This window comes from Sphingomonas flavalba (genome assembly GCF_004796535.1).
GTDB classification, from domain to species: Bacteria; Pseudomonadota; Alphaproteobacteria; order Sphingomonadales; family Sphingomonadaceae; genus Sphingomonas_L; species Sphingomonas_L flavalba.
This window is the reverse complement of record NZ_SPHY01000002.1, coordinates 155,495-180,168: the sequence shown is the minus strand read 5'-3', so window position 1 is coordinate 180,168 and position 24,674 is coordinate 155,495. Positions and strand designations below refer to the sequence as shown.

Sequence of the window (24,674 nt, the reverse complement as noted above, 5' to 3'; positions counted from 1 at the left end):
CCCGGCCTTTTTTGTGCCGTTCAGCCTTCCGGCGGCAGCGGCGGCGCCTTCGCATCCGGTTCGCGCAGGCCGTGCTTCAGCAGCATCGGGATATTGGCGACGGCGAACAGCAGGGTCAGCGGCACCGCGCCCCACAGCTTGAACGCCACCCAGAAATCCCAGCTCTGGGTGCGCCACACTGCTTCGTTCAGCACTGCCATGCCGAGGAAGAACAGCGCCCAATTGACGGTCAGCTTGCCCCAGCCGGTATCGTCCAGCCCCGGATAGGCGCTTTCCAGCAGCATCCGCAGCAGCGGCCGACCGGTGGCGAGGCCGTAGCCGAGGATGACGGCGAACATCGTGTAGACGATCGTCGGCTTGACCTTGATGAACGTCTCGTCGTGGAACCACACGGTCAGCCCGCCGAACACGACGACCAGCGCGCCGGTGATCCACAGCATCGGCGATATCCGGCCGGCCTTCATCCACGATATCAGCATCGCCGCCACCGTCGCGATCATGAACGCGCTGGTCGCGATCAGCACCTTCAGGATCTTCGGCTCCGGCGCCAGCGCGTTGGCGATGAAGAATGTCGCCAGCGGCCCGAAATCGAGCGCCATGCGCAGGCCGGGCGAGATCGGATCCCTCTGGGTGGGCGTGGTCACGGCTGGCTCCTTGAACGGGGGAATGGGGCGGCAACCGCCGAGGCGGCCGAAAGCTCCGCGCGCATCAGCCGCTGCCTTCGCCGGATGGCAGCGGATCCGCGCCGGCGATCGCGCGGGCCAGTTCGTCGGCGTCGAACGGCCGCAGGTCGTCCATGCCCTCGCCGACGCCGATCGCGTGGATCGGCAACTGGAATTTCTCCGCCGCCGCGACCAGCACGCCGCCGCGCGCGGTGCCGTCGAGCTTGGTCATCACCAGCCCGGTGACGCCCGCGACCTCGCGGAACACCTCGATCTGCGACAGCGCGTTCTGGCCCGTCGTCGCGTCGAGGACGAGCACGACGTCGTGCGGCGCCTCCGGGTTGATGCGGCCGAGGACGCGGCGGATCTTCGCCAGTTCGTCCATCAGCTCACGCTTGTTCTGCAGCCGGCCGGCGGTGTCGACGATCAGCACATCAATGCCGGTTGCCGTTGCCTGCTTGACCGCGTCCCACACCAGCCCGGCGGCGTCGCCGCCTTCCGGCCCGGTGACGATCGATACCCCGATCCGTTCCGCCCAGACCTTGAGCTGGCCGATCGCGGCGGCGCGGAAGGTGTCGCCGGCGGCCAGCATCACGCCGTAATCCTGTTCCAGGAACAGATGGGCGAGCTTGGCGATCGTCGTCGTCTTGCCCGATCCATTGACGCCGATGACCAGAATCACCTGCGGCCGGGGAAAGGCGTCCACCTCCAGCGGCTCGGCGACCGGACGCAGCACTTTGGCGATCTCGTCGGCGACGACCTGGCGCACGCCGGCTTCGTCCAGCCCGCGCTCGAACCGGCCATCGGCCAGCCGCTCGCGGATGCGGCCGGCGGTCGCCGGGCCGAGGTCGGAGACGATCAGCGCTTCCTCGATCTCGTCGAGCATGTCCTTGTCCAGCGTCGTGCGGGCGAACAGGCCGGTCAGGTTCTCGCCCAGCCGGTCGGACGTGCGCCTGAACCCGCCGATCAGCTTCTCGTGCCAGCGCAATCCGCTCATGCCGCTTCCCGTGCCAACAGCGTATCTCCTTCGCGGTCCTCGGCTACGGCGGTAACGACGGTACCGGGTACAGCCGGGCGGGCAAGCCGGACCTTAGCGAAATTTCCGGCGTGCCCGGTCAGTCCGTCGCATTCGACCAACACCGCCTGCTTCGTCCCGATCAGCCCGTCCAGCCAGCGATCGCGCTGGCCGTCGCAGGCGGCGCGCAGCCGTACGGCACGGGCGCGTGCCACTTCCGGCGCGACCTGCGGCATCCGCGCCGCGGGGGTGCCGGCGCGCGGCGAATAGGGGAAGACATGGCCGAAGACGATGGCGCAATCGGCGACCAGCGCCAGGCTGTTGGCGAACATCGCCTCGTTCTCGGTCGGGAAGCCGGCGATGATGTCGGCGCCGATCGCCACGTCCGGCCGGGCGGCCTTGACTCGCGCGACCAACGCGACGGCGTCGGCGCGGGCGTGGCGCCGCTTCATCCGCTTCAGGATCAGGTCGTCGCCGGCCTGCAGCGACAGATGGAGGTGCGGCATCAGCCGTGGCTCGCCGGTGATCAGCTCTAGCAGCAACGGGTCGATCTCGACCGGATCGAGCGACGACAGGCGCAGGCGCGGCAATTCCGGCACCAGTTTCAGGATGCGGGCGACCAGCGCACCGAGCGTCGGCTGACCGGGCAGGTCGCCGCCGTAGCTGGTCAGGTCGACGCCGGTCAGCACCACTTCCCGCCGCCCGGCGGCGACCAGGCGCCGGATCATGTCGATCGCCGCCCCGGCGGGCAAGGACCGCGCCGCTCCGCGCGCATGGGGAATGATGCAGAAGGTGCAGCGATGGTCGCAGCCATTCTGCACTGCGACGAAGGCGCGAGCATGACTGCTGTCGGCGGGCACGGTGGGGGCGGGGGCTGCCGGCATGGGCGCAGCGCCGTAGCTCTCGCGCCGGAACTTGTCGGCCAGTCCCAGCACACGCGTCACCTCCGGCATCGCGGCGAAGCCTTGCGGGTCCAGCTCCGCGGCGCAACCGGTGACGAACAGCCGGGCGGCGGGGCGGTCGCGCCGTGCCCGGCGGATCGCTTTGCGGGTCTGGCGCACCGCTTCCTGGGTGACGGCGCAGCTATTGACGATGATCAGATCGTCGGCATCGGCGGCAAGCGCGCGCATCGCCTCGCTCTCGGCGATATTCAGCCGGCAACCGAGGGTGATCGTCTCGACGCTCATCGAAACGCGTCCGTGTCCGCCTCACCGGAAAAGACGTGGGTGGCGGGCCCCTGCATCAGGACGCGCGCGCCCGGCGCCCAATCGATAACCAGCGGCCCGCCGGGCAGAGTGACGGTCAACGGCCCGGCAGCCAGCCCCCGCCGGATGATGGCGACCGCGGTGGCGCAGGCACCGGTGCCGCAGGCGCGGGTCAGCCCGGCACCGCGTTCCCACACCGCCAGCCGGATATGATCGGGGGCGAGCATCTGCGCGACGTTGACGTTGATCCGCTGCGGAAACAGTGGGTCATGTTCGATCAGCGGGCCGAGCCGCGCCAGGTCGACCGCGTCCAGATCGGGCACGAAGAAGATGACGTGCGGATTGCCGACATTGACCGCCGCCGGCCGCTCCAGATCTTCCCAGCCGACCGGCATGGCGAGCGTGTCCATCGCGTAGGCGAGCGGAATCGCGCGCCAGTCGAAGCGGGGCTCGCCCATGTCGACGCTGGCGCCGCCATCCTTCGCGCTGGCATGCAGCAGGCCGCCGGCGGTTGCGATCGCGACCTCGCCACCGAGCAGCGCGGCGACGCAGCGTGTGGCGTTGCCGCATGCCTCGACCTCGCCGCCATCGGCGTTGAATATCCGCATCGTCAGATCGGCGTCGCCGGCCGGTTCGAGCAGGATCAGCTGGTCGCAGCCGATACCGCGATGGCGGTCGGCGATGCCGCGGGCCAGCACTGCGTCGACCGGAAACGCGGTCGCGCGCGCGTCGACGACAACGAAGTCGTTGCCCAGACCGTGCATCTTGTGGAACGCGAAGCGCATGGCGCGCGATCTAGGAGCGGCGGGGCCGGAAGTCCATCGGCCGCTGCGCCCCGTGCAGCCAGACGGTCAGCCGGCGAGGCGCGTGCGGTCCTTGGCGACGGGTGGCGTCACGGCCGGCTCCGCCGACGGATCGGTCGCCCGCGCCGACGGCAGCAGCCCTTTGCCGGCAAGCAGCGAGCGGACTTCGGTGATCGCCATCGGGCGGCCGAAATGCCAGCCCTGGCCCTCGTTGCAACCGAGCGCGCGCAGGCGCTCGCCGATCATCTCGTCCTCGATCCCTTCGGCGGTGATCGGCAGGTTCAGGCTTTCGCCGAGCTTGGCGATCGCGTTGACGATCGCGGCGCTTTCCGAATTGTCGTTGATCGACGAAACGAAGCTGCGGTCGATCTTGATCCGGTCGAACGGCAGCGCCCGCAGATGGGCGAGGCTGGAATAGCCGGTGCCGAAATCGTCGAGCGCAATGCGGATGCCCTGATTCTTCAGGCTGCCGACGATCGACTGGGCAAGGCCGAGATTCTCGAACAGCGAGCTTTCGGTGATCTCCACCTCCAACCGCTGCGGCGGGAAGCCGGTTTCGACCAGCAGCTTGACGATCTTCTGCGCCAGCCACGGGTCCTTCAATTGGGTCGGTGAGATGTTGACCGACAGGGTGAGCGAGGGATCCCAGTTGCGCGCCTCGACGAACGCCTGGCGCATGACCGCCAGCGACAGCACGCCGATCATCCCCGCTTCCTCGGCGATCGGGATAAAGATATCCGGCGGCACCAGCCCCTTGGTCGGGTGGTTCCAGCGCGCCAGCATCTCGAAACCGTGGAGCCGGCCGCTGGTCAGGTCGATCTGCTGCTCGTAATAGGGCACGAATTCGCCCTGAGGAATGCCGTTGCGGATGCCGAGTTCGATCGCGTTGCGGGTCTGCAGTTCCCGCTCCATCGACCCGTCGAACCAGTTGTAACGGCCGCGTCCCTGGTTCTTGGACACGTACATGGCGATGTCCGCGCGCCGAACGAGCGCATCGACGGTCGCGCAGTCGCTTTCGATGCGCGCGACGCCGACGGAAATACTGACATGGGTCTGAATGCCGCCGGCCTCTACCGGCCGGGCGAAGCGGGCGACAATGCCTTCGGCGACGATATCAACCGCTTCCGGCGCCGCGGCGTCGAACGGCATCGCGCAGGCGAATTCGTCGCCGCCGAGCCGCGCCGTCACCGAATCCCCCGGCATCGCCTCGCTTATCAGCCGGGCGGCGGCGCACAGCACCGCGTCGCCGATCGCATGGCCGTTGACGTCGTTGACCGTCTTGAAGTGGTCGAGGTCGAGCACCATCACCGCGACGGAACGGCCGCGCTTGTCCGCTTTTTCGATCAGCGCCGCGGCGCGATCAAGGAAGCTGCGCCGGTTGGGCAGGCCGGTCAGCGTGTCGCTGGCCGCCAGCCGCTGGGCCAGCGCTTCCGCCACCACCCGTTCGCGTACTTCGCGCGACAGGTCGGCATAGCGCCGCCAGCCGAACAGCAGCAGAGCAATGTTGAGGATCAGCGCAGTGGTCAGCACATGGTCGGCATTGGCGCCGGTGCCGCCGATGAAGCCGATGACCGATGGAACGACAGCGCTGCCGGTACCGACGAACATCAGGATCGCCGCGACGACGATGCCGCCGGCGATGATGTCGCGCTTGGCCGAGGTGACCGACGTCCAGCCGGCGGCCCGTTCGGGCAGGTCGTCGTCGTGCATAAATGGCCCCGTTTTCCTCCAGGATGGTGCAACGGTTATCGCAGCAACCGCTCTACAACCTGTTAATGGACCGGGCGGGTGTTGCGCGGCGGCCGCCGATCCGCTACGGGCGCGAGCACGTTTCATTCGGAAGCGGTCTGATGCAGGCGCACCCGCCGGGTGCCCGCCGGTCGGCGAGGTTTCGCCCACCGGCGTTTTTTGCGTTACGGTCGCCCCGCCGGGAAACGATGGAGTGCGTGGATGTTCGACAGTCTGAGCGATCGGCTTGGGGGCGTTTTCGACCGCTTGCGCGGCCGTGGCGCGCTGAACGAGGCGGACGTGCGCGCTGCGATGCGCGAGGTCCGCATCGCGCTGCTGGAGGCGGACGTCGCGCTGCCGGTGGTCCGCGAGTTCATCGACACGGTGACCGAGCAGGCGGTCGGCGCCCAGGTGCTGAAATCGGTCACGCCCGGCCAGCAGGTCGTCAAGATCGTCAACGACGCGCTGGTCGCGATGCTTGGTGCCGAGGCGAGCGAGCTTCACCTGGATGTCGCGCCGCCCGCCATCGTGATGATGGTCGGCCTGCAGGGTTCCGGCAAGACGACGACGACCGCCAAGATCGCCAAGCGGCTGGCCGACAAGGAGCGCAGGAAGGTGCTGATGGCGTCGCTCGACGTCAATCGCCCGGCGGCGCAGGAGCAGCTGGCGACGCTCGGCACCCAGACCGGCGTCGCGACGCTGCCGATCGTTGCCGGCCAGCAGCCGGTCGACATTGCCCGGCGGGCGCTGAACGCGGCGAAGCTGCAGGGTTACGACGTGCTGCTGCTCGACACCGCCGGGCGACTGCACGTCGACCAGGCGCTGATGGACGAGATGCGCGCCGTCGCCGACGTAACGCAGCCGCAGGAAATCCTGCTCGTCGTCGACTCGCTGACCGGCCAGGACGCGGTCAACGTCGCCAAGAGCTTTTCCGAGCAGGTGCCGCTGACCGGCGTCGTGCTGACCCGGATGGACGGCGATGCGCGCGGGGGCGCGGCGCTGTCGATGCGCGCGGTCACCGGACAGCCGATCAAGTTCGCCGGCGTCGGCGAGAAGCTGGATGCGATCGAACCGTTCCACCCCGGCCGGGTCGCCGGGCGCATCCTCGGCATGGGCGACGTTGTCGGCCTGGTCGAGCGCGCCGCCGAAACGATCCAGCAGGACGAGGCGGAAAAACTGGCCGCCAAGATGGCCAAGGGCCAGTTCGATATGGACGACCTGCGCAGTCAGTTGAACCAGATGCGGCGAATGGGCGGGCTGGGCGCGCTGGCCGGGATGATCCCCGGCATGAAGAAGGCGCAGGCGGCGATGGCCGCCGGCGCGGTCGACGACAAGGTGCTGCTGCGCATGGACGCGATGATCTCGTCGATGACGCCGAAGGAACGCGCCCGCCCGGAATTGATGAACGCCAAGCGCAAGATCCGCGTCGCCAAGGGCAGCGGCACCACGGTGCAGGACGTCAATCGCCTGATGAAGATGCATCAGGAAACGGCGACGACGATGAAGAAAATCCGCAAGATGGGCGGGTTGAAGGGGCTGGTGGCGATGTTCGGCAAGGGCATGCCCGGCGCCGGCACCGCCGGCATGGGTGGCCTACCCGGCGGCATGCCGGACTTGCCGGGCCTGCCCGGCGGCCCGGGGGTGCCCAAGCTGCCGCCCGGTTTCCAGAATTTTTTGAAGAAGAAATAGGTTCAAGCAAAGGAAGAGAATATGGCAGTTTCCATTCGCCTGTCGCGCAGCGGTTCCAAGAAGCGCCCCTATTACCGGATCGTCGTTGCCGACGCGCGTTCGCCACGCGACGGCAGCTTCATCGAGAAGATCGGCACCTATAACCCGCTGCTCGCCAAGGATTCGCCGGATCGGGTGAAGCTCGACGCCGATCGCGCCAAGCATTGGCTGGGCTTCGGCGCGCAGCCGACCGACCGGGTCGCCCGCTTCCTCGACGCGCTGGGCGTCAAGGAGCGCGCCGCGCGCAACAACCCCAAGAAGGGCGAGATGGGCGAAAAGGCCAAGGAGCGCATCGAGGAGCGCGCCAAGAAGGCCGCCGATGCCGAGGAAGCACAGAAGGCCGCCGAAGCCCAGCCGGAGCCGGAAGCCGAGGCTGCCCCTGAGGTCGAGGTCGCCACTGAAGTGGAAGCCGCGCCAGCAGCGGACGCTGCTCCGGAAGCGGAAGCTGCACCGGAAGTCGAGGCCGCACCGGCTGAGGCTGCCGAAGCTCCGGCGGCTGAGGAAGCCCCTGCCGCCGAGGGCGATGCCGCCCCGGCCCCGGCCGAGGGCTGAGCATGGCCAAGCCCCTCCCGCCCGCGGGAGGGGCGGACAGGCCCGTGACCCTGGCCGCCGTGATCGGCGCGCACGGGGTGACGGGTGAGGTCCGCCTGAAGCTGTTCACCGACGCGCCGGACAATCTGAAGGCCTATCCGGCCTTCGACGCCGGCGGGCGGGCATTGACCCTGAAGGCGGTGCGCCCGGGCAGCAACGGCGCAATCGCCCGCTTCGCCGAGATCGCTGACCGCGATGCGGCGGAGGCGCTGCGGGGCGTGGCATTGACCGTGCCGCGTTCCGCCCTGCCGCCGCTCGGTGAAGGCGAATATTACCATGCCGACCTGATCGGCCTGCCGGCGGTATCGACCGGGGGCGAGGCGCTTGGCACCTGTGTGGCGGTCGAGAATTTCGGGGCCGGGGACGTCATCGAGATCGAACGGCCCGACGGAAAGCGCTTCATGGTGCCGATGCGGCCGGAAGCAGTGCCCGAATGGGACGGCCGCATCGTCGTCGATCCGGCGTTCGTCCGGTGACTTTCGCCGCAACCGTGCTGACGCTCTATCCCGAAATGTTCCCGGGACCGCTTGGAATGTCGCTGGCGGGGCGGGCATTGGGTGACGGGCGCTGGTCATGCAACGCTGTCCAGATCCGCGATTTCGCGACTGACAAGCACCGTTCCGTCGACGACACCCCAGCGGGCGGCGGGGCGGGGATGGTGATGCGCGCCGACGTGCTGGCGGCGGCGATCGACAGCGTTGCCGACGCGCGGCCGATCCTGGCGATGACGCCGCGCGGGGCGCCGCTCACCCAGGCGCGGGTGCGGTCGCTGGCGGCGGGGCCGGGCGCCATCATCCTGTGCGGCCGTTTCGAGGGGATCGATGAACGGCTGTTCGCCGCCCGGCCGGTCGAGCCGCTGTCGATCGGCGACTATGTGCTGTCGGGCGGAGAAACGGCGGCGATCGTGCTGCTCGACGCTTGCATTCGCCTGCTGCCCGGCGTAATGGGCGCGGCTTCCAGCGGAGACGAGGAAAGCTTCGAAAGCGGCCTCCTCGAATATCCGCATTATACCCGACCTGCTGAATGGGAAGGGCGCACGATCCCTGAAGTGCTGCGATCGGGGGATCATGCGAAGATCGCCGCCTGGCGGAAACGGCAGGCGGAGGACGATACACGGTCACGGCGGCCGGACCTTTGGGAGCGCTACAGTGGCGCTCGGGACCAGTCGCCCTCTGGCGCGCAGGCGAAGAAGAAGGACGAGAGGTAATGAACCTCATCCAGACGCTCGAGGCCGAGGCGATCGAGCAAATCAAAAGCGGCAAGACGATTCCCGATTTCCGGCCCGGTGATACGCTGCGCGTCGGCGTGAAGGTGGTCGAAGGCGAGCGCACCCGCGTGCAGGCCTATGAGGGCGTGTGCATCGCGCGGTCCAATCGCGGCATGGGTTCGTCGTTCACCGTGCGCAAGATTTCATTCGGTGAAGGCGTCGAGCGCGTTTTCCCGCTCTATTCGCCGAACATCGATTCGATCGAGGTCGTCCGCAAAGGCGTCGTCCGGCGTGCCAAGCTCTATTATCTGCGCGGCCGGCGCGGCAAGTCCGCCCGTATCGCCGAGCGGCGCGAGACCCGCGAGACGCAGGCCGACTGACCGGCTCTGCCCGCCAACAGGCAAGGAAGGGCGTGGAAGCAACGGCTTCCGCGCCCTTTTTCATGCACAAAGGGCTGGTGTTTCACCGCCGTAGCGCCGTAGGGCGCGGCATGACCGGACCACACCCGCTCGATCGCCCGCTCTGGACGGCGCTTAACACCGGGCTCGCCGCTTTCGCGGAAGGGGACGGGCGGGCCATGCGGCTGAACGCCGATTACGGCGTATTCCTCGCTGCCGCCGAACCGTCCGCCGAATGCCTTGCCGCCGCAGCGGCATTGGTCGCCCCGGGCGAGCGCCTGTCGATGCTGGAGAGCGATCCATGGCCGCTGCCGCCGGGCACCGCCGTCGCCTTCGAGGCGAGCTGTGACCAGATGATCGCCGAGGCGGTCCAGGGCGGCGTGCCAGCATTCGAGACCGTCGCGCTGACCGATGCCGACGCGGCAGAGATGCTGGCGCTGGCGCGGCTGACCGAGCCGGGCCCATTCGCCCGGCGGACCAACCGATTGGGCGGCTTCGTCGGCGTACGTGACAACGGGCGGCTGGTGGCAATGGCTGGGGAACGGCTGCGCGTGCCCGGCTTCGTCGAGGTGAGCGGCGTCTGTACCCATCCCGATCATCGCGGGCGGGGCCATGCCAGCGCGCTGTCGCGGCTGGTCGCGACGCGCATCCTGGCGCGGGGAGAGCAACCGTTCCTGCATGTCTATACCGACAATCGCCCGACCGTTGCGCTCTATGCCTCGCTCGGCTTCGCCTTCCGCCGCACGCTGATCCATCGGGTGATCGTCCGCGCTTGATCTGCCGCGGCGGCGGCAACATAAGTGGCCATGACCCTTCGCTTTCTTGCCGCAGCCGCGCTGCTCGCCTCCGCCATGCCAGCCACAGCCCAGACCCCGCTCACCCTTGAACGCATCTTCGGCAATCCGGCGCTGTCCGGCCCGACGCCGCGCGCCGTTGCCCTGTCGCCCGACGGCAAATGGCTGACCTCGCTGCGCAACCGCGCGGACGAGAAGGAGCGCTACGACCTGTGGGCGGTCGATACCGCCAGCGGCGCCGCGCACATGCTGGTCGATTCCAGCAAGCTGGGCAGCGGCGCGGAATTGTCGGAAGCGGAAAAGATGCAGCGCGAGCGGGCGCGCATCGCCGACTTCAAGGGCATCGTCTCCTATAGCTGGAGCGCCGACGGCAAGACCCTGCTCGTGCCGCTGGACGGCGACCTCTACCTGGCCGCGCTCAACGGTTCGGTCAGGCGGCTGACCGATACGCCGACCAGCGAGCTGGACGGCACCACCAGCCCCAAGGGCGGCTATGTCTCGTTCGTACGTGACCAGAATCTGATAGTGCTCGATCTGGCAACCGGCGCGGAACGGCAACTGACCAGCGACGGCGGCGACACGCTGAGTTGGGGCGTCGCCGAATTCGTCGCGCAGGAGGAGATGGATCGGCGGCGCGGCCATTGGTGGTCGCCGGACGACCGGCGGATCGCAGTGGCGCGGGTCGACGAAAGTCCGGTCGCCGTCGTCACCCGCGCGGCGATCGGCGCTGATGGCACCAAGGTATACGCCCAGCGCTATCCGAAGGCAGGAACCGCCAACGCCCGGGTCGACCTGTATGTAATGACGCTGGACGGCGCTGCGCCGGTCAAGGTCGATCTGGGCGCCGACCCCGACATCTATCTGGCGCGGGTCGACTGGCTGCCCGATGGGTCCGCGCTGCTCGTCCAGCGCCAGAACCGCGCCCAGACCCGGCTGGACCTGCTGCGCATCGACCCGGCAAGCGGAAAGGCGACGGTGCTGTTCAGCGAGACGGCGAAAAGCTGGATCAACCTCAACGACAATCTGCGCCCGCTGAAGGACGGACGGCTGATCTGGTCGTCCGAGCGCGACGGCTACAGCCATCTCTATTTGTGGAAAACGGGCAAATGGACCCAGCTCACCAAGGGGCCGTGGCAGGTGAAGGACCTGGTCGGCGTTGACGAAGCGAAGGGACGACTGTGGTTCACCGCCAACCGCGACACGCCGTTGGAATGGCAGCTCTATAGCGTCGACATCGCGCGGCCGGGGCAGGTCTCGCGTTTGACGGAGCCGGGCTACACCAACGCCGCGGTGATGGACCGGGCGGCCAGCCGGCTGATCGTCACCCGCTCCAGCCCAAGCCAGCCGCAGCAATCCTATCTGGCGGGGGCCGATGGCCAGCGGATTGCGTGGATCGAGGAGAACCGGGTAGCGGGCGACCACCCCTACGCACCTTATAAGGCGGCGCATGTCGTCCCGGAATTCGGCACGATCGCGGCGGCGGACGGGTCGGCGCTCCATTACAAGCTGATGCGGCCGACCGGGTTTAGCGGGCCGCGACCAGTCTTGCTTCAGGTCTATGGCGGGCCGGGGGCGGGGCGGCAGGTCACCCATGACTGGGTCAATCCGCTACAAGAATATTTCGTCTCGAAGGGCTGGATCGTCTTTTCGCTCGACAATCGCGGGACGCCGGACCGTGGCAAGGCGTTCGAGGACCAGATCCACCGCGCGATGGGCGGCGTCGAGGTTGCCGACCAGCTTGCGGGCGCCGCCTGGCTGAAGGCGCGGGCGGATGTCGATCCGAAACGGATCGCCGTGTTCGGCTGGTCCTATGGCGGCTATATGACGCTGAAGCTGCTGGCGGCGGCGCCGGGCACCTTCGCTGCCGGCGTTTCCGGCGCGCCGCCGACGAAGTGGGAACTTTACGACACCCATTATACCGAGCGCTACATGGGCAATCCGGCGACCGACCCGGCGCCCTACCAGCGGTCTGACGCGCTGAGCAATGCGGACAGGATCGCCGATCCGCTGCTGCTGATCCACGGCATGTCCGACGACAATGTCGTGTTCGACAATTCGACCGCGCTGATGGCGAAGCTGCAGGCAGCGGCGATCCCGTTCGAGACGATGGTCTATCCGGGGCAGGGGCACCGCGTCGCCGGGCCGGGGATCAGCGTCCACCTCTACAAGACGATCGAGAATTTCCTGAACGTGAAGGTGCGCGACAAGACGGAGTGAGGATCAGATTTCCGCCCCAGCGGCGGCGGTGTTCTGCTGGTGGCGGATGCGTTCGCGGTAGACGATGTAGAGGCCGCTGGCGATGATCAGCGGCGCGCCCAGCCACATCGCCGTCGTCGGCAGGGTGTCGAACAGCAGGAAGCCGAGCAGCGTCGCCCACAGCAGGTTGGAATAGTCCATCGGCAGCACCACCGACACCGGCGCGAGTTTCAACGAGGTTGTCAGGGCAAACTGGGCCAGCCCCCCGGTAAGCCCCAGCGCGAGCAGCATCGCCCAGGTGCCCGCGTCATGGGCGTGACCGGCGAATGGCAGGGCGAAGGCGAGCGGGACGGTCGACAGGACGGTGAACCAGAACACCGTCGTCGTCGCATCCTCCGTCCGCCCGATCTGGCGCAGGGTGATGCTGACCCCGGCAATCGCGATAGAAGCGAGCAGACCGATGCCAATACCGAGCGGCGACAGGTGCGTGCCGGCGGGCTGGGCGACGATGACGACACCGGCGAAACCGACGACGACCGCCAGCCAGCGGTGGGTGCCGGTCGGTTCGCGCAGGACCAGCGCCGACAGGATGGTCGCGAAGATCGGTACCGAGAACAGGATCGTCGTCGCCTCCGCCAGCGGCAAGAGGACGAAGGTCGCGAAGTTGAGCACCATGCCGACCATGCCGAGACCGGTGCGCCAGGCGTGGGCGCCGATCCGGCTGGTCCGGACGGAGGCGATGCCGGGGCCGGCGACAATCCAGCCCAGCACCAGCGGCAGGGCAAGGGCCTGGCGATAGAACACGCTTTCGAACAGCGTCACGCCGCGTAGCGCGAGAAGCTTGACCAGCGCCAGCATGATCGACAGGCAGAGGACGGAAAACAGGCGCGCGGCGATCCCGGCCAGGCGCGTGTCCCGGCTCATGCGCCTGCCGCCGTTCGTGCCTCTGCCGGATGCGCCCGCCGATTCATGCGCGGCTTATCGCGGCATTGGCGCGGGGAGTAAACGGCGGCCTGCCGGGCCGGAAGGGTTGACGGACGGCGCCCGGCGCTTTCAAGGAGGCGCGGGGCAAGGCAGCGCCGCGCCCCGGTTCCGACCACCCCCGGCCCCTTCCGCCCGACGGAAGGGGGGAGTAGCCATGAAACACGCACTTTCCGTCACCCGCGAGCAGGATTTCGCCGCCTGGTATCAGGCCGTCATCACCGAAGCCGACATGGCGGAGGATTCAGGCGTGCGCGGCTGCATGATCATCCGGCCGTGGGGCTACGGGATCTGGGAGCGCATCCAGGCCCTGCTCGACGCGCGGATCAAGGCGAGCGGGCACGAAAACTGCTATTTCCCGATCTTCATCCCGCTGTCCTATTTCGAAAAGGAAGCGGAGCATGTCGAGGGCTTTGCCAAGGAGATGGCGGTCGTCACCCATCACCGGCTGAAGGGGGAAGCGGGCCGGCTGGTCGTCGACCCCGAAGCGAAGCTGGAAGAGCCGCTGGTCGTGCGGCCGACATCGGAAACGGTGATCGGCACCGCTTTTGCCCGCTGGACCCAGTCGTGGCGCGACCTGCCGCTGATGATCAATCAGTGGGCCAATGTCGTCCGCTGGGAAATGCGGACGCGGATGTTCCTGCGCACCTCCGAATTCCTGTGGCAGGAGGGGCATACCGCCCACGCTACCCGCGAGGAGGCGGAGGCAGAGACCCGGCTGGCGCTGGAAATGTACCGCAGCTTTGCCGAGGAGGCGCTGGCGATGCCGGTCGTCGCCGGCGAGAAGCCGGAGAATGAGCGCTTCCCCGGCGCCGTCGCCACCTATTCGATCGAAGCGATGATGCAGGACGGCAAGGCATTGCAGGCCGGCACCTCGCACTTCCTCGGCCAGAATTTCGCGACCGCGCAGAATATCCGCTTTCAGGACAAGGACGGCCAGACCGCCTTCGCCTGGACGACAAGCTGGGGCCTGTCGACGCGGATGATCGGCGGCATCATCATGGTGCACGGCGACGACGACGGGTTGCGCCTGCCGCCGGTGGTCGCGCCGCGCCAGGTGGTGATCGTGCCGATGCTGCGCGACAATGACGAGGACGCGGCGATCCTCGATTACTGCAAGGCGATCGCGGCCGACGTGGCGCGGCAGAGCGCGTTCGGCGAGCCGGTTCGCGTGCTGGTCGACACCAAGGCGACCAAGGCGGCGGGCAAACGCTGGGGCTGGGTGAAGAAAGGCGCGCCGATCATCGTCGAGGTCGGCGGACGCGATCTGGCGGCCGGCAATGTCTCGGCGCTCCGCCGCGACCGACTGTACACCCCGGAAGGCAAGCTGGCCTCGACCATTGTCGCCCGCGACGCGTTCGTCGCCGGGGTCCCCGCAACGCTGGAGGAGATCCAGGCCAGCCTGCACGGTGAGGCCAAAGCGCGGCTGGAGGCGGCGATCCGCCGCGATGTCACCGACTTCGCCGGGGTCGAGGCGTTCTTTGCCGAGGGTGTCGCCAAGCCGGGCTGGCTGGAAGTCGAATGGGCGCGGCCGACCGGGGTCGAACTGGAGCGGGTGGTCGAGCGGCTGAAGACGCTGAAGCTGACTCTGCGCAACGTGCCGCTCGACGCCGCAGCGGCGACTGGTACCTGCGTATTCACCGGCACTCCCGCGGTCGAACGAGTGCTGATCGGGCGCGCCTATTGAGGGGCGGCGCGCGGTCTACTGAACGATCAGCGGATCATCCGCCTTTCTTGCCATCGGTTGCGAGCGGGATTTCCGGTTCCAGCAGGCGGTGGAGGTGGACGACGACATATTTCATCTCCGCATCGTCCACCGTGCGTTGCGCGGCGGCGCGCCAGGCTTCTTCCGCCGACGTGTAGTCGGGGAACAGGCCGACGATGTCGATCGTGTCGAGATCCTTGAATTCCAGGGTTTGCGGGTCGCGGACACGGCCGCCGAACACGAGATGAAGCTTGCTCATGGCGCCCTTTCAGCCGAGCCGCGCCGCAGCGTCAATCCTGCTTGCGGCGCACGGTCTTGACCGCCGCTTCGCCGGCGTTGGTTGCGGCGCTGACCGCGTTGTCGAGCAGCTTGCGCGCCTGTTCGCGCGCCGCCTCGCTGTTGACGCCAAGCGAGTCGAGCGTTTCGGTACCCGCGCGCTTCGCGGCCTTGGCTGCCTCCCCGGCAGCATCGCGGATGCGCCGGCCGACGCCGCCGAGCGTGTCCGCCTCCTTGCGGGTGCGGGGCAGCAGCGCGCCGATCGCCGCGCCGATCGCCAGCCCGCCGACCAGCATCGACAGGGGGCTCTTCTCTATGCCGTCGGCTGCGCGGGTGCCGGCACGAGCGGCCTTGTCACGCGTGGTTGAATAGGCGGCCGCTACCTTGTGGCGCGCTTCCTCGACCGCGCCTTCGGCGGTGTCACGCACTGTTGCCGCCTTGTCCTTCAGACGCTGGGCGGCGGCGCGCGGGCTTTCGCTGTCGCTGGGGTTGGTCGTCATGCTGTTCGCTCCTCGATGATGGCGGGGCAGGGGCGCGGATCGCCGCGGCGCGGATCGCCTGCGCGGTCAACGCCTCTGCCGACGGGACGGTCCTGTCCTCGGTGAAAAACCCGATGATCCACCGCGCGATCGGCTTGCGCAGTAGCCAGGCGATGGTGGTCGCGCCAGTGGCGAGCGTGGCGGCCGGGTTGCGCCGGGCGGCGTCGACGCTGTCGCTGATCCATTCGCCGGCGCGCTGGCGCAGTTCGCGCCCGGCCTCGATCATCAACGTCTGAGGGTCGAGGCGCTGCTGGATGTCGACCAGTCGGCCGGTCAGCCTTTCACGCGCCGCGTGGGCGCGGCGTTCTGCCCGATCCAGCACCTGCTTGCGGTCGATCATGGTTCCTCCGCGATCTGCGTCGCTCGATCGAACCAGCGGAAGGCGGCGGCGAGCAGCGCGGCGGCGATCGCCAGCGCGATCAGCGTAACGAGCACTGCCGCGCCAAACGCGCCGAGCCGTGGCGCAAGCGCCAGCACAATGCCGACGAGCAGCGCGCTGATCGCCGCCTGGACGAGAATGATCGCGCCGACGGCCATCGCCAGCGCGGCGCGCGACATCAGCAGCCGGTCGACCAGCTTCGCGCGCTGCAGCGTCAGCTCGGCGCGGACGTAACGCTCCGTATCCTCGATCAACCCGGCAAAGAGTTCGCCGATCGGCGGCCTTTCGGTATCCGGCTCGTTTTCGCTCACCCCCGGCTCCGTATCGTTCAGGCCGACTGGTCCGGGCCACCGGCCTTGATCAGCCGGGCAAGCACGAAGCCGATCGCGGCGGCGGCGCCGATCGCGACGGCCGGGCTGTTGCGCACCATGTCGCGCGCCTCATCCATCAGCTCGTCGACATCCTTCTTGCGCAGGTTGCCGGCCAGTCCGGCGATGGCGTCGGCGGCGGTGCGGGCGTAGCGGCCGTACTGCTCGCCCATCCGGTCATCGACCTGGGCCGCGGCGTCGGTCATCATCCGCGCGACATTGTCGAGCGCGTCGGTCGCCCTGTCCTTGCCCTGATTAGCATAGCTGCGCGCCTTGCTGCCGGCCTCGCCGGTCAGCCGTGCGGCCTCGGCCCGCACCTTGCCCGTCGCCTTGGCGGCGGCCTTGCGGGGCTTGGCGGCGGCCCTGGTTGCCGCGCCCGCCGCCCGCTTGGCGGCCGGCTTGGCCGTCGGCGCCTTGCGCGTCGCCGCCTTCTTGACCGGCGGGGCCGGTCGGGCAGCATCCTGCTTGCTGGTTTCGTCGGTCATGCCAGTCCTTCCTCAGACACGTGCTGTTACGCGTCATGAACAATCACCGCGGCGCGCGGGTTCCATTGCCTCGCGCGCCTCCCCTCGATAGAGCGCGAGCCACGTTCCGTCCACAAGGGAAGCCTCCTCCATGACCGCGATTCTCGACATCCACGGCCGCCAGATCATCGACAGCCGGGGCAATCCCACCGTCGAGGTCGACGTTTCGCTGGAGGATGGCAGCTTCGGCCGCGCGGCGGTGCCGTCCGGCGCGTCGACCGGCGTGTTCGAGGCGGTCGAGAAGCGCGACGGCGACAAGGCGCGGTGGCTGGGCAAGGGTGTGCAGGCGGCGGTCGACGCGGTCAACGGCGAGATCGCTGACGCGCTGCTCGGCTTCGATGCGGAGGACCAGTGCGAGGTGGACGCGACGCTGATCGCGCTCGACGGCACCGACAACAAGGGCCGGCTGGGCGCCAACGCGATCCTCGGCGTCAGCCTCGCGGTGGCGAAGGCGGCGGCGGATGCGCGCGGCTTGCCGCTCTACCGCTATGTTGGCGGGGTGTCGGCGCATGTCCTGCCGGTGCCGATGATGAACATCGTCAACGGCGGTGTTCATGCCGACAACCCGATCGACTTCCAGGAATTCATGGTGATGCCGGTCGGCGCGCCGACGCTGGCGGAGGCGGTGCGCTGCGGCGCCGAGATCTTCCACACGCTGAAGGCGGCGCTCCATGCCAAGGGGCTGGCGACGGCGGTTGGCGACGAGGGCGGCTTCGCGCCCAATCTCGGCTCGACCACCGATGCGCTCGACTTCGTGATGGACGCGATTTCGGCCGCCGGCTACACGCCGGGCGACGACGTGCTGCTCGCCCTCGACTGCGCGTCGACCGAATTTTTCCGCGACGGCGCCTACCACATGACCGGGGAGGGCAAGGTCCGCTCCTCCGCCGACATGGTCGACTACCTCGCCGACCTCGTCGCCCGCTACCCGATCGCGTCGATCGAGGACGGCATGGCCGAGGAGGATTATGAGGGCTGGAAGCTGCTGACCGACCGGATCGGCGGCAAGGTCCAGCTGGTCGGCGACGACTTGTTCGTCACTAACCCCAAGCGGTTGAGCGACGGCATCGCCGGCGGCCTCGCCAACTCGCTGCTGGTCAAGGTCAACCAGATCGGCACCCTGACCGAAACGCTGGAGGCGGTCGGCATCGCCCAGCGCGCCGGCTACACGGCGGTTATGTCGCACCGTTCCGGCGAGACCGAGGACGCGACGATCGCCGACCTCGCCGTCGCCACCAATTGCGGGCAGATCAAGACCGGCAGCCTGGCGCGGTCCGACCGGCTGGCCAAGTACAACCAGTTGATCCGGATCGAGGAGGAGCTCGGCGATGTCGCCCGCTATGCCGGGCGCGCGATCTTCCGCCAAAATCGCGCTTGATTCGGCGACTCCGCTGTGATTCAACGGGGCGTGGCGCAGAAATCGAAAATCCGTTCCCTGCTGCGATCGGCCGCCGGCCCGGCGGTCGGTACGCTGGTGATCGCGTTTTTCGGTGGCTATGCGCTGGTCGGCCCCAACGGGGTGCTGGCCTACGGGGATTACAGCCGCGCGTTGACCGAGCGGCAGGCGGTGCTCTCCCAGACCAAGGCGCGCCACGACGCGCTGGCCAAGAAGGTTGCACTGCTCGACCCCAGGAAGGCCAACCCCGACATGGTCGACGAGTTGGTCCGCAAGGAACTTGGCGTCGCCCACCCCGACGAGATCATCGTTCCGCTCGACTGACCGCCGGGCCCGCTCCCACGCCCAGCATGTTGCTTCAAGGAACGGCGAGCGCCTATAGGCAGGGGGACGTTCCAATCCGCATTTCTGAATGGAGAGCCGAGCTTGGCAAGAGCACCGACCGCCAAGGCCGCCAAGGGAGCCGCCGCGCCGGCCACCCCCAACCGCGAGCGGCCGCCCGAGCCGCAACGGTTCAAGGCCAGCAAGGAGCAGCTTCTGGAATTCTATCGCCAGATGCTGCTGATCCGGCGGTTCGAGGAGCGAGCGGGGCAGCTGTACGGCCTCGGCCTGATCGGCGGTTTCTGTCACCTCTATATCGGGCAGGAAGCGGTGGCCGTCGGCCTGCAGTCGGCGCTGGAGCCCGGCAAGGATTCGGTCATCACCGGCTATCGCGATCATGGCCATATGCTCGCCTACGGCATCGACCCGAAGATCATCATGGCGGAACTGACCGGCCGGCAGGCGGGGATCAGCCACGGCAAGGGCGGGTCGATGCACATGTTCTCGACCGAGCATAAATTCTACGGTGGCCACGGCATCGTCGGCGCGCAGGTGCCGCTCGGCACCGGCCTGGCCTTCACCCACAAATACAATGGCGACGGTGGCCTTTGCCTGGCCTATTTCGGCGACGGCGCCGCCAATCAGGGGCAGGTCTACGAAAGCTTCAACATGGCCGAGCTGTGGAAGCTGCCGATCATTTTCGTGATCGAGAACAACCAGTATGCGATGGGCACCAGCGTCAATCGTTCGTCGGCGGAGGATCAGCTCTACCGGCGCGGGGAAAGCTTCCGCATCCCCGGCCTGCAGGTCGACGGGATGGACGTGCTGGCGGTGCGTGGCGCGGCGGAAACCGCACGCGAATGGGTGAAGGCCGGCAAGGGCCCGGTGCTGCTGGAACTGAAGACATACCGCTATCGCGGCCATTCGATGTCGGATCCGGCCAAATACCGCTCGCGCGAGGAAGTGCAGGCGGTGCGCGACAAGTCCGACCCGATCGAACATGCCAAGCGCGAGCTTGAAGGCATGGGCGTGAAGGAAGAGGCGCTGAAGGAAATCGACAAGGAGATCCGCGCGATCGTCGCCGAGGCCGCCGATTTCGCCGAATCCACGCCCGAGCCGCCCGAGAGCGAACTCTACACCGACGTTTTGGTGGATACCTACTGATGCCGATCGAGCTCAAGATGCCTGCCCTTTCGCCGACGATGGAGGAGGGCACCCTCGCCAAATGGTTGGTCAAGGAGGGCGATGCCGTCCAGTCCGGCGACATCCTCGCCGAGATCGAGACCGACAAGGCAACGATGGAATTCGAGGCGGTCGACGAAGGCACGATCGCCAAGATCCTGGTTCCCGCCGGTACCGACAACGTGAAGGTCGGAACCGTGATCGCGACGATCGCCGGCGAAGGCGACGCGGCGGGCGACGCCGCCTCGCCGGCCCCAGCCCCGGCGGAGCAGCCCGCGGTGGAAACGTCGAAGGCGGAACCCGCCACGCCGCCGGCCCGGCCCGCGCCGACATCGGCGCCGGCAGCGCAACCGATCCCGGAAGGGACAGAAATGGTCCGGCTGACGGTGCGCGAGGCCCTGCGCGACGCGATGGCGGAGGAAATGCGCGCCGACGACCGCGTGTTCGTGATGGGCGAGGAAGTCGCCGAGTATCAGGGCGCCTACAAGGTCACCCAGGGCCTGCTCGACGAATTCGGCCCGCAGCGGGTGATCGACACGCCGATCACCGAATACGGCTTCGCCGGCGTCGGCACCGGCGCGGCGATGGGCGGCCTGCGCCCGATCATCGAGTTCATGACCTTCAACTTCGCGATGCAGGCGATCGACCACATCGTCAACTCGGCGGCCAAGACCAATTACATGTCCGGCGGCCAGATGCGCTGCCCGATCGTGTTCCGCGGCCCCAACGGCGCCGCCGCCCGCGTCGCTGCTCAGCACAGCCAGAATTACGCGCCCTGGTATGCCAGCGTTCCCGGCCTGATCGTCATCGCGCCCTATGACGCGGCGGACGCCAAGGGCCTGCTGAAGGCGGCGATCCGTAGCACCGACCCGGTGGTGTTCCTGGAGAACGAGCTGCTCTACGGGCGCAGCTTCGACGTGCCCAAGCTGGACGACCATGTCGAGCCGATCGGCAAGGCGCGGATCGTCCGCTCCGGCCGCGACGTGACACTGGTCAGCTACTCGATCGGCGTCGGCATGGCGCTGGAGGCAGCGGAAACGCTCGCGGCGGAAGGGATCGAGGCGGAAGTCGTCGACCTGCGCACGCTGCGCCCGCTCGACAAGGCGGCGGTGCTCGGCTCGTTGGCGCGAACCAACCGCATGGTCGTCGTCGAGGAAGGCTGGCCGGTCTGCTCGATTGCGTCCGAAATTATCGCGATCGCGATGACCGAGGGTTTCGACGACCTCGACGCCCCGGTGCTGCGCGTCACCAACGAGGACGTGCCGATGCCCTACGCCGCCAATCTGGAGAAGCTGACGCTGGTCAACCCGGCGCGCGTCGTCGCCGCGGCGAAGGCCGTCTGCTATCGTTGATAGCGCTGATCCGGCCGAAGCGCCGGATCAGGTGGTGTAATTGTTGCAGGTTGCTCGCGGTGCCGCCGGCGACGGGTTGTAGATCATCGTCAGGTCGCGCTCGTCGCGGACGATGAAGGCGGCGGTGTAGTGGATTTTCGGCTTGCCGATCAGCGTGTCGCTGATCAGCGGCTGATAGTCGTAGTTGATCTCGACGAACATTACCGCATTCTTGTCCGGCGCGGTGATCCGCTCCGATGCCGGCCCCATGCCAGACAACGACGTGCCGGTCACGCCGTCCCCTTCGACGCCGTAGCTCGAATCGTACCGACGCAGGCCGACGCAGCGTTGCCAGTGAATCCACTGGCCGCCGTCGGCGTTGCGCTCGAGGCTGGACAAGATGATCCGGCCATGGGTGGTGATGTCCATTCTGCCGGCCTGCTTCTTCGCCGCCTCGAACGTGTCGTTGACGTCGGATTCGCGAAACTGGGTCAGCGACAGCGCGCTGTCCTGGCCGATCCGCGACGCATTGTCCGCCAGCGCCAGCGCGATCTGGCTGACCTGCATGTGGGTCATCGCGTAGTTGGTCACTTCCAGCCCGTACATTCCCATGCCGAGTATGATCGGCATCGAGAAGGCGAACTCGATCAGGGCTACGCCGGATTCGCAGCGCCGTACCTCCGCGGCGCGCCGGCGCAGACGGGTGAGGGAAGCCATCATGGACAGATCACTTTCGATGAAACCTGCTGCTGGCCGAACGGCTGGTTGCGCAGCACGGTAGTCGCGGTCACCTGCTGCAGTTCCGGGAAGCCGGCGGCAACCATGAACGGAAACAGCGTTGGATAGGTCGCGGTAGTGGTGTAGCTGACGATGTCGTCGGCGCCGCCCAGCCCCTGCTTGCCGCGGTCGGTGTCCCAGCTGCCGTTGCCGTTGACGTCCTCGAAGCATTCGTCGCTGTCGCGCACACCGTTGCCGTTGGCGTCGTTGAACGCCTCCGGCTTGCCGACGTCGCTGAAGCTCGCATAGCTCATCCGGGTCGTCTGGAAGGTCGCGCTCGGCGCGATCTGTCGAACCATCGCGATCACCTTGCCGTCGATCTGGTCGGCGTCTGCCGCCGCGTTCTCCAGCGTCGAATCGCGGCCCGCCTTGTTCAGCGCCCCCTGCAGGGTCGATCGAACATAGGCCTGGTAGGTCAGTTCGACGATGCCCATCAGCAGTAGCAGCATCACCGGCAGGATCACCGCGAACTCGATGATCGTCACGCCGCGGTCATCGCCGCCACGACGCAGCAGGGCGCGCAGCCGGGCGATCACCGCGACAACCTCAACTCGGCGATCTTGGTGGCGATCTGCCGGAAGGTGATCTGGAGGTCCTCGTCGCTCTTCGCGGTCAACGCCTTGCCGGGGTCGGCGCACTGGGCCAGCTTCGCGTTGTCGGCGCTGGCCGTGCCGAAGCCGACCGTCCACACCGTGATGTTGCGCGCCCGCGCCGCCGCGCATACCGCCAGGAAGCGCGATGTATGGCGATCGGCCAACCGGCTGGAATTCAGGTCGCCGCCGGACACGCGCTGGTCGAGCGCCTCATAGCCATAGGTGTTGTAGAGCGAGGAATTCGGCTCCATCTTGCCGTCGGTCATGAACACGATGTGGCGGTTGATCGGTCGACCGTTCGGCGCCGTCGCGTTGCGGCTTCCGAAGATGCCGGTCGGCGAGATCAGCCGCGCGCCCCAGATCATGCCGAGGTCGTGATAGGTGTTGCCGGTTGCGACGAAATCCGACGCGTTGACGTAATTTGAAATCTGCGCGTGGGTCATCACGTCCAGGTTGATCGCTGCCTTCGGGCAGATCGTCGACGGCCGGCTGTTGTTGCTGTTGGTCACCTGCGGCGTGCCGGAACGGGTGTAGATGATGTCCGGCCAGGACGGCTTCCACCGCGTTTCCTCCGAATTCGGCACGAAGTCGATGTTCAGGTCGAACGCGTCCGGTGCGGTCGATTCCACCGGGCTGGAGAAGGTCGCCTGCGTCACCCACTGGCGTTCCTCGATGCAGCCGTTCCATGTGCTGCTCCGCATCGTGAAACTATTGCCGGTCCGAGTCTGGACCGTCTCGCCCAGCTTGAAGCGGCTGGTATCTAAAGTCACCGGCTCGTAGGACCAGGTATAGTTGGGCGTTTCGGTCTTGGTCGTGGACCGCTGCTGGGTGGCGGTGGCGCTGCGACGCTGAAGGTCGCAGGTGCCAATCTTGCGGCCACGACTGTCCGTGCCGGTCTGCGTCCAGTTGTCGCGATATTCGGTGACCGTCACCGTCCGCGTTTCTGTACCGTTCGATACGCGGACGCCGTCGGCATCCTCGTTGGGTGCGCCCCAGTTGGTCGAATTATTGCTTTCCGACGTCGACGGGTTCGGGCTCGGCGCGCTGCAGTTATTCTCACGTACGTTGGAGGTGGTGGAGTAGGTCGTCCACGACCCGCTCGGGATGGGAAGGGCGGGCCAGCCGTCCGGCGAGATCGAGGTCGTGTATGTGCCGTTCGGGATGCGCCGGCGCGACTGATAGGTCCAGGAATCCGCCAGATATTCCGCCGGCAGCAGCCCGCCGACATTGACCCCGGCGGAATAGGGGACGATGCCGAAGCGCAGCCGCGCGTTGGACGTGACCGCGTTGTTCAGGATGTCGTAGAACCCGACCACCGCCGATTGCAGCGCCGCCAGCTTCGATCGGCTGTCGCCCGGCATCGTGCCGTCCATCGATCCGGTTACGTCGAGCACGAACATCACGTCGGCATTCGGCACTTCCAGCTTGGCGTCGCAGCTGACCTGGATGGTCTTGGTCGGGGCACCGAACATTCGCATCAGCGTCATCGGCACGTTGGCGGCGGCGACCGCAGTGACCTGGCCCTCGCTCGTCGCTTGCGGCGTGAACACAATGCCGGTCGTGCCGAAGCTGTCGGTCGGATAGTTGAAATTGAAGAAATTATGGGCCTGGGTTTCTGCGTCGCCATCCAGCGTCGTCTTGGTCATTGCCCGGCGGGCGGCCAGCGCGCCAGCGTCGCACGCCTGTTGCAGGCGGCTCTTGACCATATACATGCGGCTGATATCGAAGGCCGACCCGACGATCCCCATAACCGGAAAGATCGCCGCCGCCATGATCGCGAGGGTATTGCCACTGGTGTCGAAGATCAGCCTGCCGAGCCGACGCTTCGTCCGTGCATTTGTCCGTTCATACGCCATGCGAATAGGCCCCACCCCTGGGAAGGCAATTCTTCCGGAATGGGCCCCCATGCCCTATGCACGGCTAATGACGGCTGAAATGGGACGGTTAATGCCGCATTTTCCACATTTCCCGCAAA

The 24,674-nt window shown here is 67.5% G+C and carries 26 protein-coding genes; 12 read left to right on the top strand and 14 right to left on the bottom strand.

Annotation, left to right across the window (positions count from 1 at the left end; all coding sequences use genetic code 11):
• Positions 1-20: 20 nt before the first annotated feature.
• From E4A53_RS02705 to E4A53_RS02685, 5 genes are all read right to left on the bottom strand, one after another.
• Positions 21-644: a septation protein A gene (locus tag E4A53_RS02705; RefSeq protein WP_275401791.1), complete on the bottom strand. Its 624-nt coding sequence runs from the start codon at positions 642-644 to the stop codon at positions 21-23.
• A gap of 64 nt (positions 645-708) precedes the next feature.
• Positions 709-1,659 carry a signal recognition particle-docking protein FtsY gene (gene ftsY / locus E4A53_RS02700; protein WP_136161580.1) on the bottom strand — a complete coding sequence of 317 codons (951 nt, stop codon included), beginning with the start codon at positions 1,657-1,659 and terminating at the stop codon, positions 709-711.
• A complete protein-coding gene (mtaB, locus tag E4A53_RS02695) occupies positions 1,656-2,864 on the bottom strand; it encodes a tRNA (N(6)-L-threonylcarbamoyladenosine(37)-C(2))-methylthiotransferase MtaB (RefSeq protein WP_136161579.1) in 1,209 nt (402 codons plus the stop codon). Before mtaB ends, ftsY begins: the two co-directional genes overlap by 4 nt.
• Positions 2,861-3,667, bottom strand: coding sequence for a diaminopimelate epimerase (dapF, locus tag E4A53_RS02690; protein WP_136161578.1), 807 nt, complete (start codon positions 3,665-3,667; stop codon positions 2,861-2,863). The genes mtaB and dapF overlap by 4 nt, the downstream gene beginning before the upstream one ends.
• 66 nt (positions 3,668-3,733) lie before the next feature.
• Complete coding sequence (locus E4A53_RS02685) at positions 3,734-5,395, bottom strand: putative bifunctional diguanylate cyclase/phosphodiesterase (protein WP_136161577.1); 1,662 nt, start codon at positions 5,393-5,395, stop codon at positions 3,734-3,736.
• A 240-nt stretch (positions 5,396-5,635) separates the two neighbouring features.
• Between E4A53_RS02685 and ffh the strand changes: the two genes are divergently transcribed.
• The 7 genes from ffh (at position 5,636) to E4A53_RS02650 (ending at position 12,348) form a co-directional block, all read left to right on the top strand.
• Positions 5,636-7,102 (top strand): signal recognition particle protein, encoded by a 1,467-nt coding sequence (gene ffh, locus E4A53_RS02680; RefSeq protein ID WP_136161576.1) that lies wholly within the window; start codon positions 5,636-5,638, stop codon positions 7,100-7,102.
• A 21-nt stretch (positions 7,103-7,123) separates the two neighbouring features.
• Complete coding sequence (gene rpsP / locus E4A53_RS02675) at positions 7,124-7,693, top strand: 30S ribosomal protein S16 (RefSeq protein WP_136161575.1); 570 nt, start codon at positions 7,124-7,126, stop codon at positions 7,691-7,693.
• 2 nt (positions 7,694-7,695) lie between these two features.
• Positions 7,696-8,208 carry a ribosome maturation factor RimM gene (gene rimM / locus E4A53_RS02670; protein ID WP_136161574.1) on the top strand — a complete coding sequence of 171 codons (513 nt, stop codon included), beginning with the start codon at positions 7,696-7,698 and terminating at the stop codon, positions 8,206-8,208.
• Positions 8,205-8,939: a tRNA (guanosine(37)-N1)-methyltransferase TrmD gene (gene trmD / locus E4A53_RS02665; RefSeq protein ID WP_136161573.1), complete on the top strand. Its 735-nt coding sequence runs from the start codon at positions 8,205-8,207 to the stop codon at positions 8,937-8,939. The genes rimM and trmD overlap by 4 nt, the downstream gene beginning before the upstream one ends.
• Entirely contained in the window at positions 8,939-9,319 is a 381-nt protein-coding gene (rplS, locus tag E4A53_RS02660) for a 50S ribosomal protein L19 (RefSeq protein ID WP_136161572.1), read from the top strand. The genes trmD and rplS overlap by 1 nt, the downstream gene beginning before the upstream one ends.
• Before the next feature lie 110 nt (positions 9,320-9,429).
• Positions 9,430-10,113, top strand: a complete 684-nt coding sequence (locus E4A53_RS02655; protein ID WP_136161571.1) for a GNAT family N-acetyltransferase — start codon at positions 9,430-9,432, stop codon at positions 10,111-10,113.
• Between the two features lie 30 nt (positions 10,114-10,143).
• Positions 10,144-12,348 carry a S9 family peptidase gene (locus tag E4A53_RS02650; protein ID WP_136161570.1) on the top strand — a complete coding sequence of 735 codons (2,205 nt, stop codon included), beginning with the start codon at positions 10,144-10,146 and terminating at the stop codon, positions 12,346-12,348.
• Between the two features lie 3 nt (positions 12,349-12,351).
• Here the strand turns inward: E4A53_RS02650 and E4A53_RS02645 are convergent, their stop codons facing one another.
• Positions 12,352-13,251, bottom strand: coding sequence for a DMT family transporter (locus E4A53_RS02645; protein WP_136161569.1), 900 nt, complete (start codon positions 13,249-13,251; stop codon positions 12,352-12,354).
• A gap of 214 nt (positions 13,252-13,465) precedes the next feature.
• Here E4A53_RS02645 and proS point away from each other — a divergent pair, with 214 nt between their 5' ends.
• A complete protein-coding gene (proS, locus tag E4A53_RS02640) occupies positions 13,466-14,995 on the top strand; it encodes a proline--tRNA ligase (protein ID WP_136161568.1) in 1,530 nt (509 codons plus the stop codon).
• Positions 14,996-15,029: 34 nt separating this feature from the next.
• Here proS and E4A53_RS02635 read toward each other — a convergent pair whose 3' ends face one another.
• Genes E4A53_RS02635 through E4A53_RS02615 form a run of 5 tightly spaced genes read right to left on the bottom strand, consistent with a single transcriptional unit; the run spans position 15,030 to position 17,060 of the window.
• Positions 15,030-15,272 (bottom strand): DUF4170 domain-containing protein, encoded by a 243-nt coding sequence (locus E4A53_RS02635; protein WP_136161567.1) that lies wholly within the window; start codon positions 15,270-15,272, stop codon positions 15,030-15,032.
• Between the two features lie 31 nt (positions 15,273-15,303).
• Positions 15,304-15,789: a hypothetical protein gene (locus tag E4A53_RS02630; protein WP_136161566.1), complete on the bottom strand. Its 486-nt coding sequence runs from the start codon at positions 15,787-15,789 to the stop codon at positions 15,304-15,306.
• A complete protein-coding gene (locus E4A53_RS02625; protein WP_136161565.1) occupies positions 15,710-16,168 on the bottom strand; it encodes a hypothetical protein in 459 nt (152 codons plus the stop codon). The genes E4A53_RS02630 and E4A53_RS02625 overlap by 80 nt, the downstream gene beginning before the upstream one ends.
• Positions 16,165-16,518 (bottom strand): phage holin family protein, encoded by a 354-nt coding sequence (locus E4A53_RS02620; protein ID WP_168694296.1) that lies wholly within the window; start codon positions 16,516-16,518, stop codon positions 16,165-16,167. Before E4A53_RS02620 ends, E4A53_RS02625 begins: the two co-directional genes overlap by 4 nt.
• Positions 16,519-16,535: 17 nt before the next feature.
• Positions 16,536-17,060, bottom strand: coding sequence for a hypothetical protein (locus E4A53_RS02615; RefSeq protein ID WP_136161563.1), 525 nt, complete (start codon positions 17,058-17,060; stop codon positions 16,536-16,538).
• A gap of 130 nt (positions 17,061-17,190) precedes the next feature.
• Between E4A53_RS02615 and eno the strand changes: the two genes are divergently transcribed.
• From eno to E4A53_RS02595, 4 genes are all read left to right on the top strand, one after another.
• The gene (gene eno, locus E4A53_RS02610; RefSeq protein ID WP_136161562.1) at positions 17,191-18,477 is read left to right on the top strand and encodes a phosphopyruvate hydratase; all 1,287 of its coding nucleotides are present in this window, start codon (positions 17,191-17,193) and stop codon (positions 18,475-18,477) included.
• A gap of 30 nt (positions 18,478-18,507) precedes the next feature.
• The gene (locus E4A53_RS02605) at positions 18,508-18,819 is read left to right on the top strand and encodes an FtsB family cell division protein (protein ID WP_136161561.1); all 312 of its coding nucleotides are present in this window, start codon (positions 18,508-18,510) and stop codon (positions 18,817-18,819) included.
• Positions 18,820-18,921: 102 nt separating this feature from the next.
• Positions 18,922-19,980 (top strand): pyruvate dehydrogenase (acetyl-transferring) E1 component subunit alpha, encoded by a 1,059-nt coding sequence (gene pdhA / locus E4A53_RS02600; RefSeq protein ID WP_136161560.1) that lies wholly within the window; start codon positions 18,922-18,924, stop codon positions 19,978-19,980.
• Positions 19,980-21,350 (top strand): pyruvate dehydrogenase complex E1 component subunit beta, encoded by a 1,371-nt coding sequence (locus E4A53_RS02595; protein ID WP_136161559.1) that lies wholly within the window; start codon positions 19,980-19,982, stop codon positions 21,348-21,350. Before pdhA ends, E4A53_RS02595 begins: the two co-directional genes overlap by 1 nt.
• A 27-nt stretch (positions 21,351-21,377) precedes the next feature.
• Here the strand turns inward: E4A53_RS02595 and E4A53_RS02590 are convergent, their stop codons facing one another.
• The 3 genes from E4A53_RS02590 to E4A53_RS02580 are packed head-to-tail and all read right to left on the bottom strand — an operon-like array spanning position 21,378 to position 24,555.
• Positions 21,378-22,049, bottom strand: a complete 672-nt coding sequence (locus E4A53_RS02590; protein ID WP_239018097.1) for a TadE/TadG family type IV pilus assembly protein — start codon at positions 22,047-22,049, stop codon at positions 21,378-21,380.
• Complete coding sequence (locus E4A53_RS02585) at positions 22,046-22,642, bottom strand: TadE/TadG family type IV pilus assembly protein (RefSeq protein ID WP_168694295.1); 597 nt, start codon at positions 22,640-22,642, stop codon at positions 22,046-22,048. The genes E4A53_RS02590 and E4A53_RS02585 overlap by 4 nt, the downstream gene beginning before the upstream one ends.
• Positions 22,639-24,555, bottom strand: a complete 1,917-nt coding sequence (locus tag E4A53_RS02580) for a TadE/TadG family type IV pilus assembly protein (RefSeq protein ID WP_168694294.1) — start codon at positions 24,553-24,555, stop codon at positions 22,639-22,641. Before E4A53_RS02580 ends, E4A53_RS02585 begins: the two co-directional genes overlap by 4 nt.
• Between the last annotated feature and the right edge of the window lie 119 nt (positions 24,556-24,674).

Coding starts and splice junctions, on each gene's coding strand:
- E4A53_RS02580 (WP_168694294.1), bottom strand. CDS start 24,555: ATGGCGTATGAACGGACAAATGCACGGACGAAGCGTCGGCTCGGCAGG.
- eno (WP_136161562.1), top strand. CDS start 17,191: ATGACCGCGATTCTCGACATCCACGGCCGCCAGATCATCGACAGCCGG.
- dapF (WP_136161578.1), bottom strand. CDS start 3,667: ATGCGCTTCGCGTTCCACAAGATGCACGGTCTGGGCAACGACTTCGTT.
- E4A53_RS02655 (WP_136161571.1), top strand. CDS start 9,430: ATGACCGGACCACACCCGCTCGATCGCCCGCTCTGGACGGCGCTTAAC.
- E4A53_RS02645 (WP_136161569.1), bottom strand. CDS start 13,251: ATGAGCCGGGACACGCGCCTGGCCGGGATCGCCGCGCGCCTGTTTTCC.
- rplS (WP_136161572.1), top strand. CDS start 8,939: ATGAACCTCATCCAGACGCTCGAGGCCGAGGCGATCGAGCAAATCAAA.
- proS (WP_136161568.1), top strand. CDS start 13,466: ATGAAACACGCACTTTCCGTCACCCGCGAGCAGGATTTCGCCGCCTGG.
- E4A53_RS02650 (WP_136161570.1), top strand. CDS start 10,144: ATGACCCTTCGCTTTCTTGCCGCAGCCGCGCTGCTCGCCTCCGCCATG.
- E4A53_RS02590 (WP_239018097.1), bottom strand. CDS start 22,049: ATGATGGCTTCCCTCACCCGTCTGCGCCGGCGCGCCGCGGAGGTACGG.
- rimM (WP_136161574.1), top strand. CDS start 7,696: ATGGCCAAGCCCCTCCCGCCCGCGGGAGGGGCGGACAGGCCCGTGACC.
- E4A53_RS02615 (WP_136161563.1), bottom strand. CDS start 17,060: ATGACCGACGAAACCAGCAAGCAGGATGCTGCCCGACCGGCCCCGCCG.
- E4A53_RS02635 (WP_136161567.1), bottom strand. CDS start 15,272: ATGAGCAAGCTTCATCTCGTGTTCGGCGGCCGTGTCCGCGACCCGCAA.
- mtaB (WP_136161579.1), bottom strand. CDS start 2,864: ATGAGCGTCGAGACGATCACCCTCGGTTGCCGGCTGAATATCGCCGAG.
- rpsP (WP_136161575.1), top strand. CDS start 7,124: ATGGCAGTTTCCATTCGCCTGTCGCGCAGCGGTTCCAAGAAGCGCCCC.
- E4A53_RS02625 (WP_136161565.1), bottom strand. CDS start 16,168: ATGATCGACCGCAAGCAGGTGCTGGATCGGGCAGAACGCCGCGCCCAC.
- E4A53_RS02685 (WP_136161577.1), bottom strand. CDS start 5,395: ATGCACGACGACGACCTGCCCGAACGGGCCGCCGGCTGGACGTCGGTC.
- E4A53_RS02595 (WP_136161559.1), top strand. CDS start 19,980: ATGCCGATCGAGCTCAAGATGCCTGCCCTTTCGCCGACGATGGAGGAG.
- ftsY (WP_136161580.1), bottom strand. CDS start 1,659: ATGAGCGGATTGCGCTGGCACGAGAAGCTGATCGGCGGGTTCAGGCGC.
- ffh (WP_136161576.1), top strand. CDS start 5,636: ATGTTCGACAGTCTGAGCGATCGGCTTGGGGGCGTTTTCGACCGCTTG.
- E4A53_RS02630 (WP_136161566.1), bottom strand. CDS start 15,789: ATGACGACCAACCCCAGCGACAGCGAAAGCCCGCGCGCCGCCGCCCAG.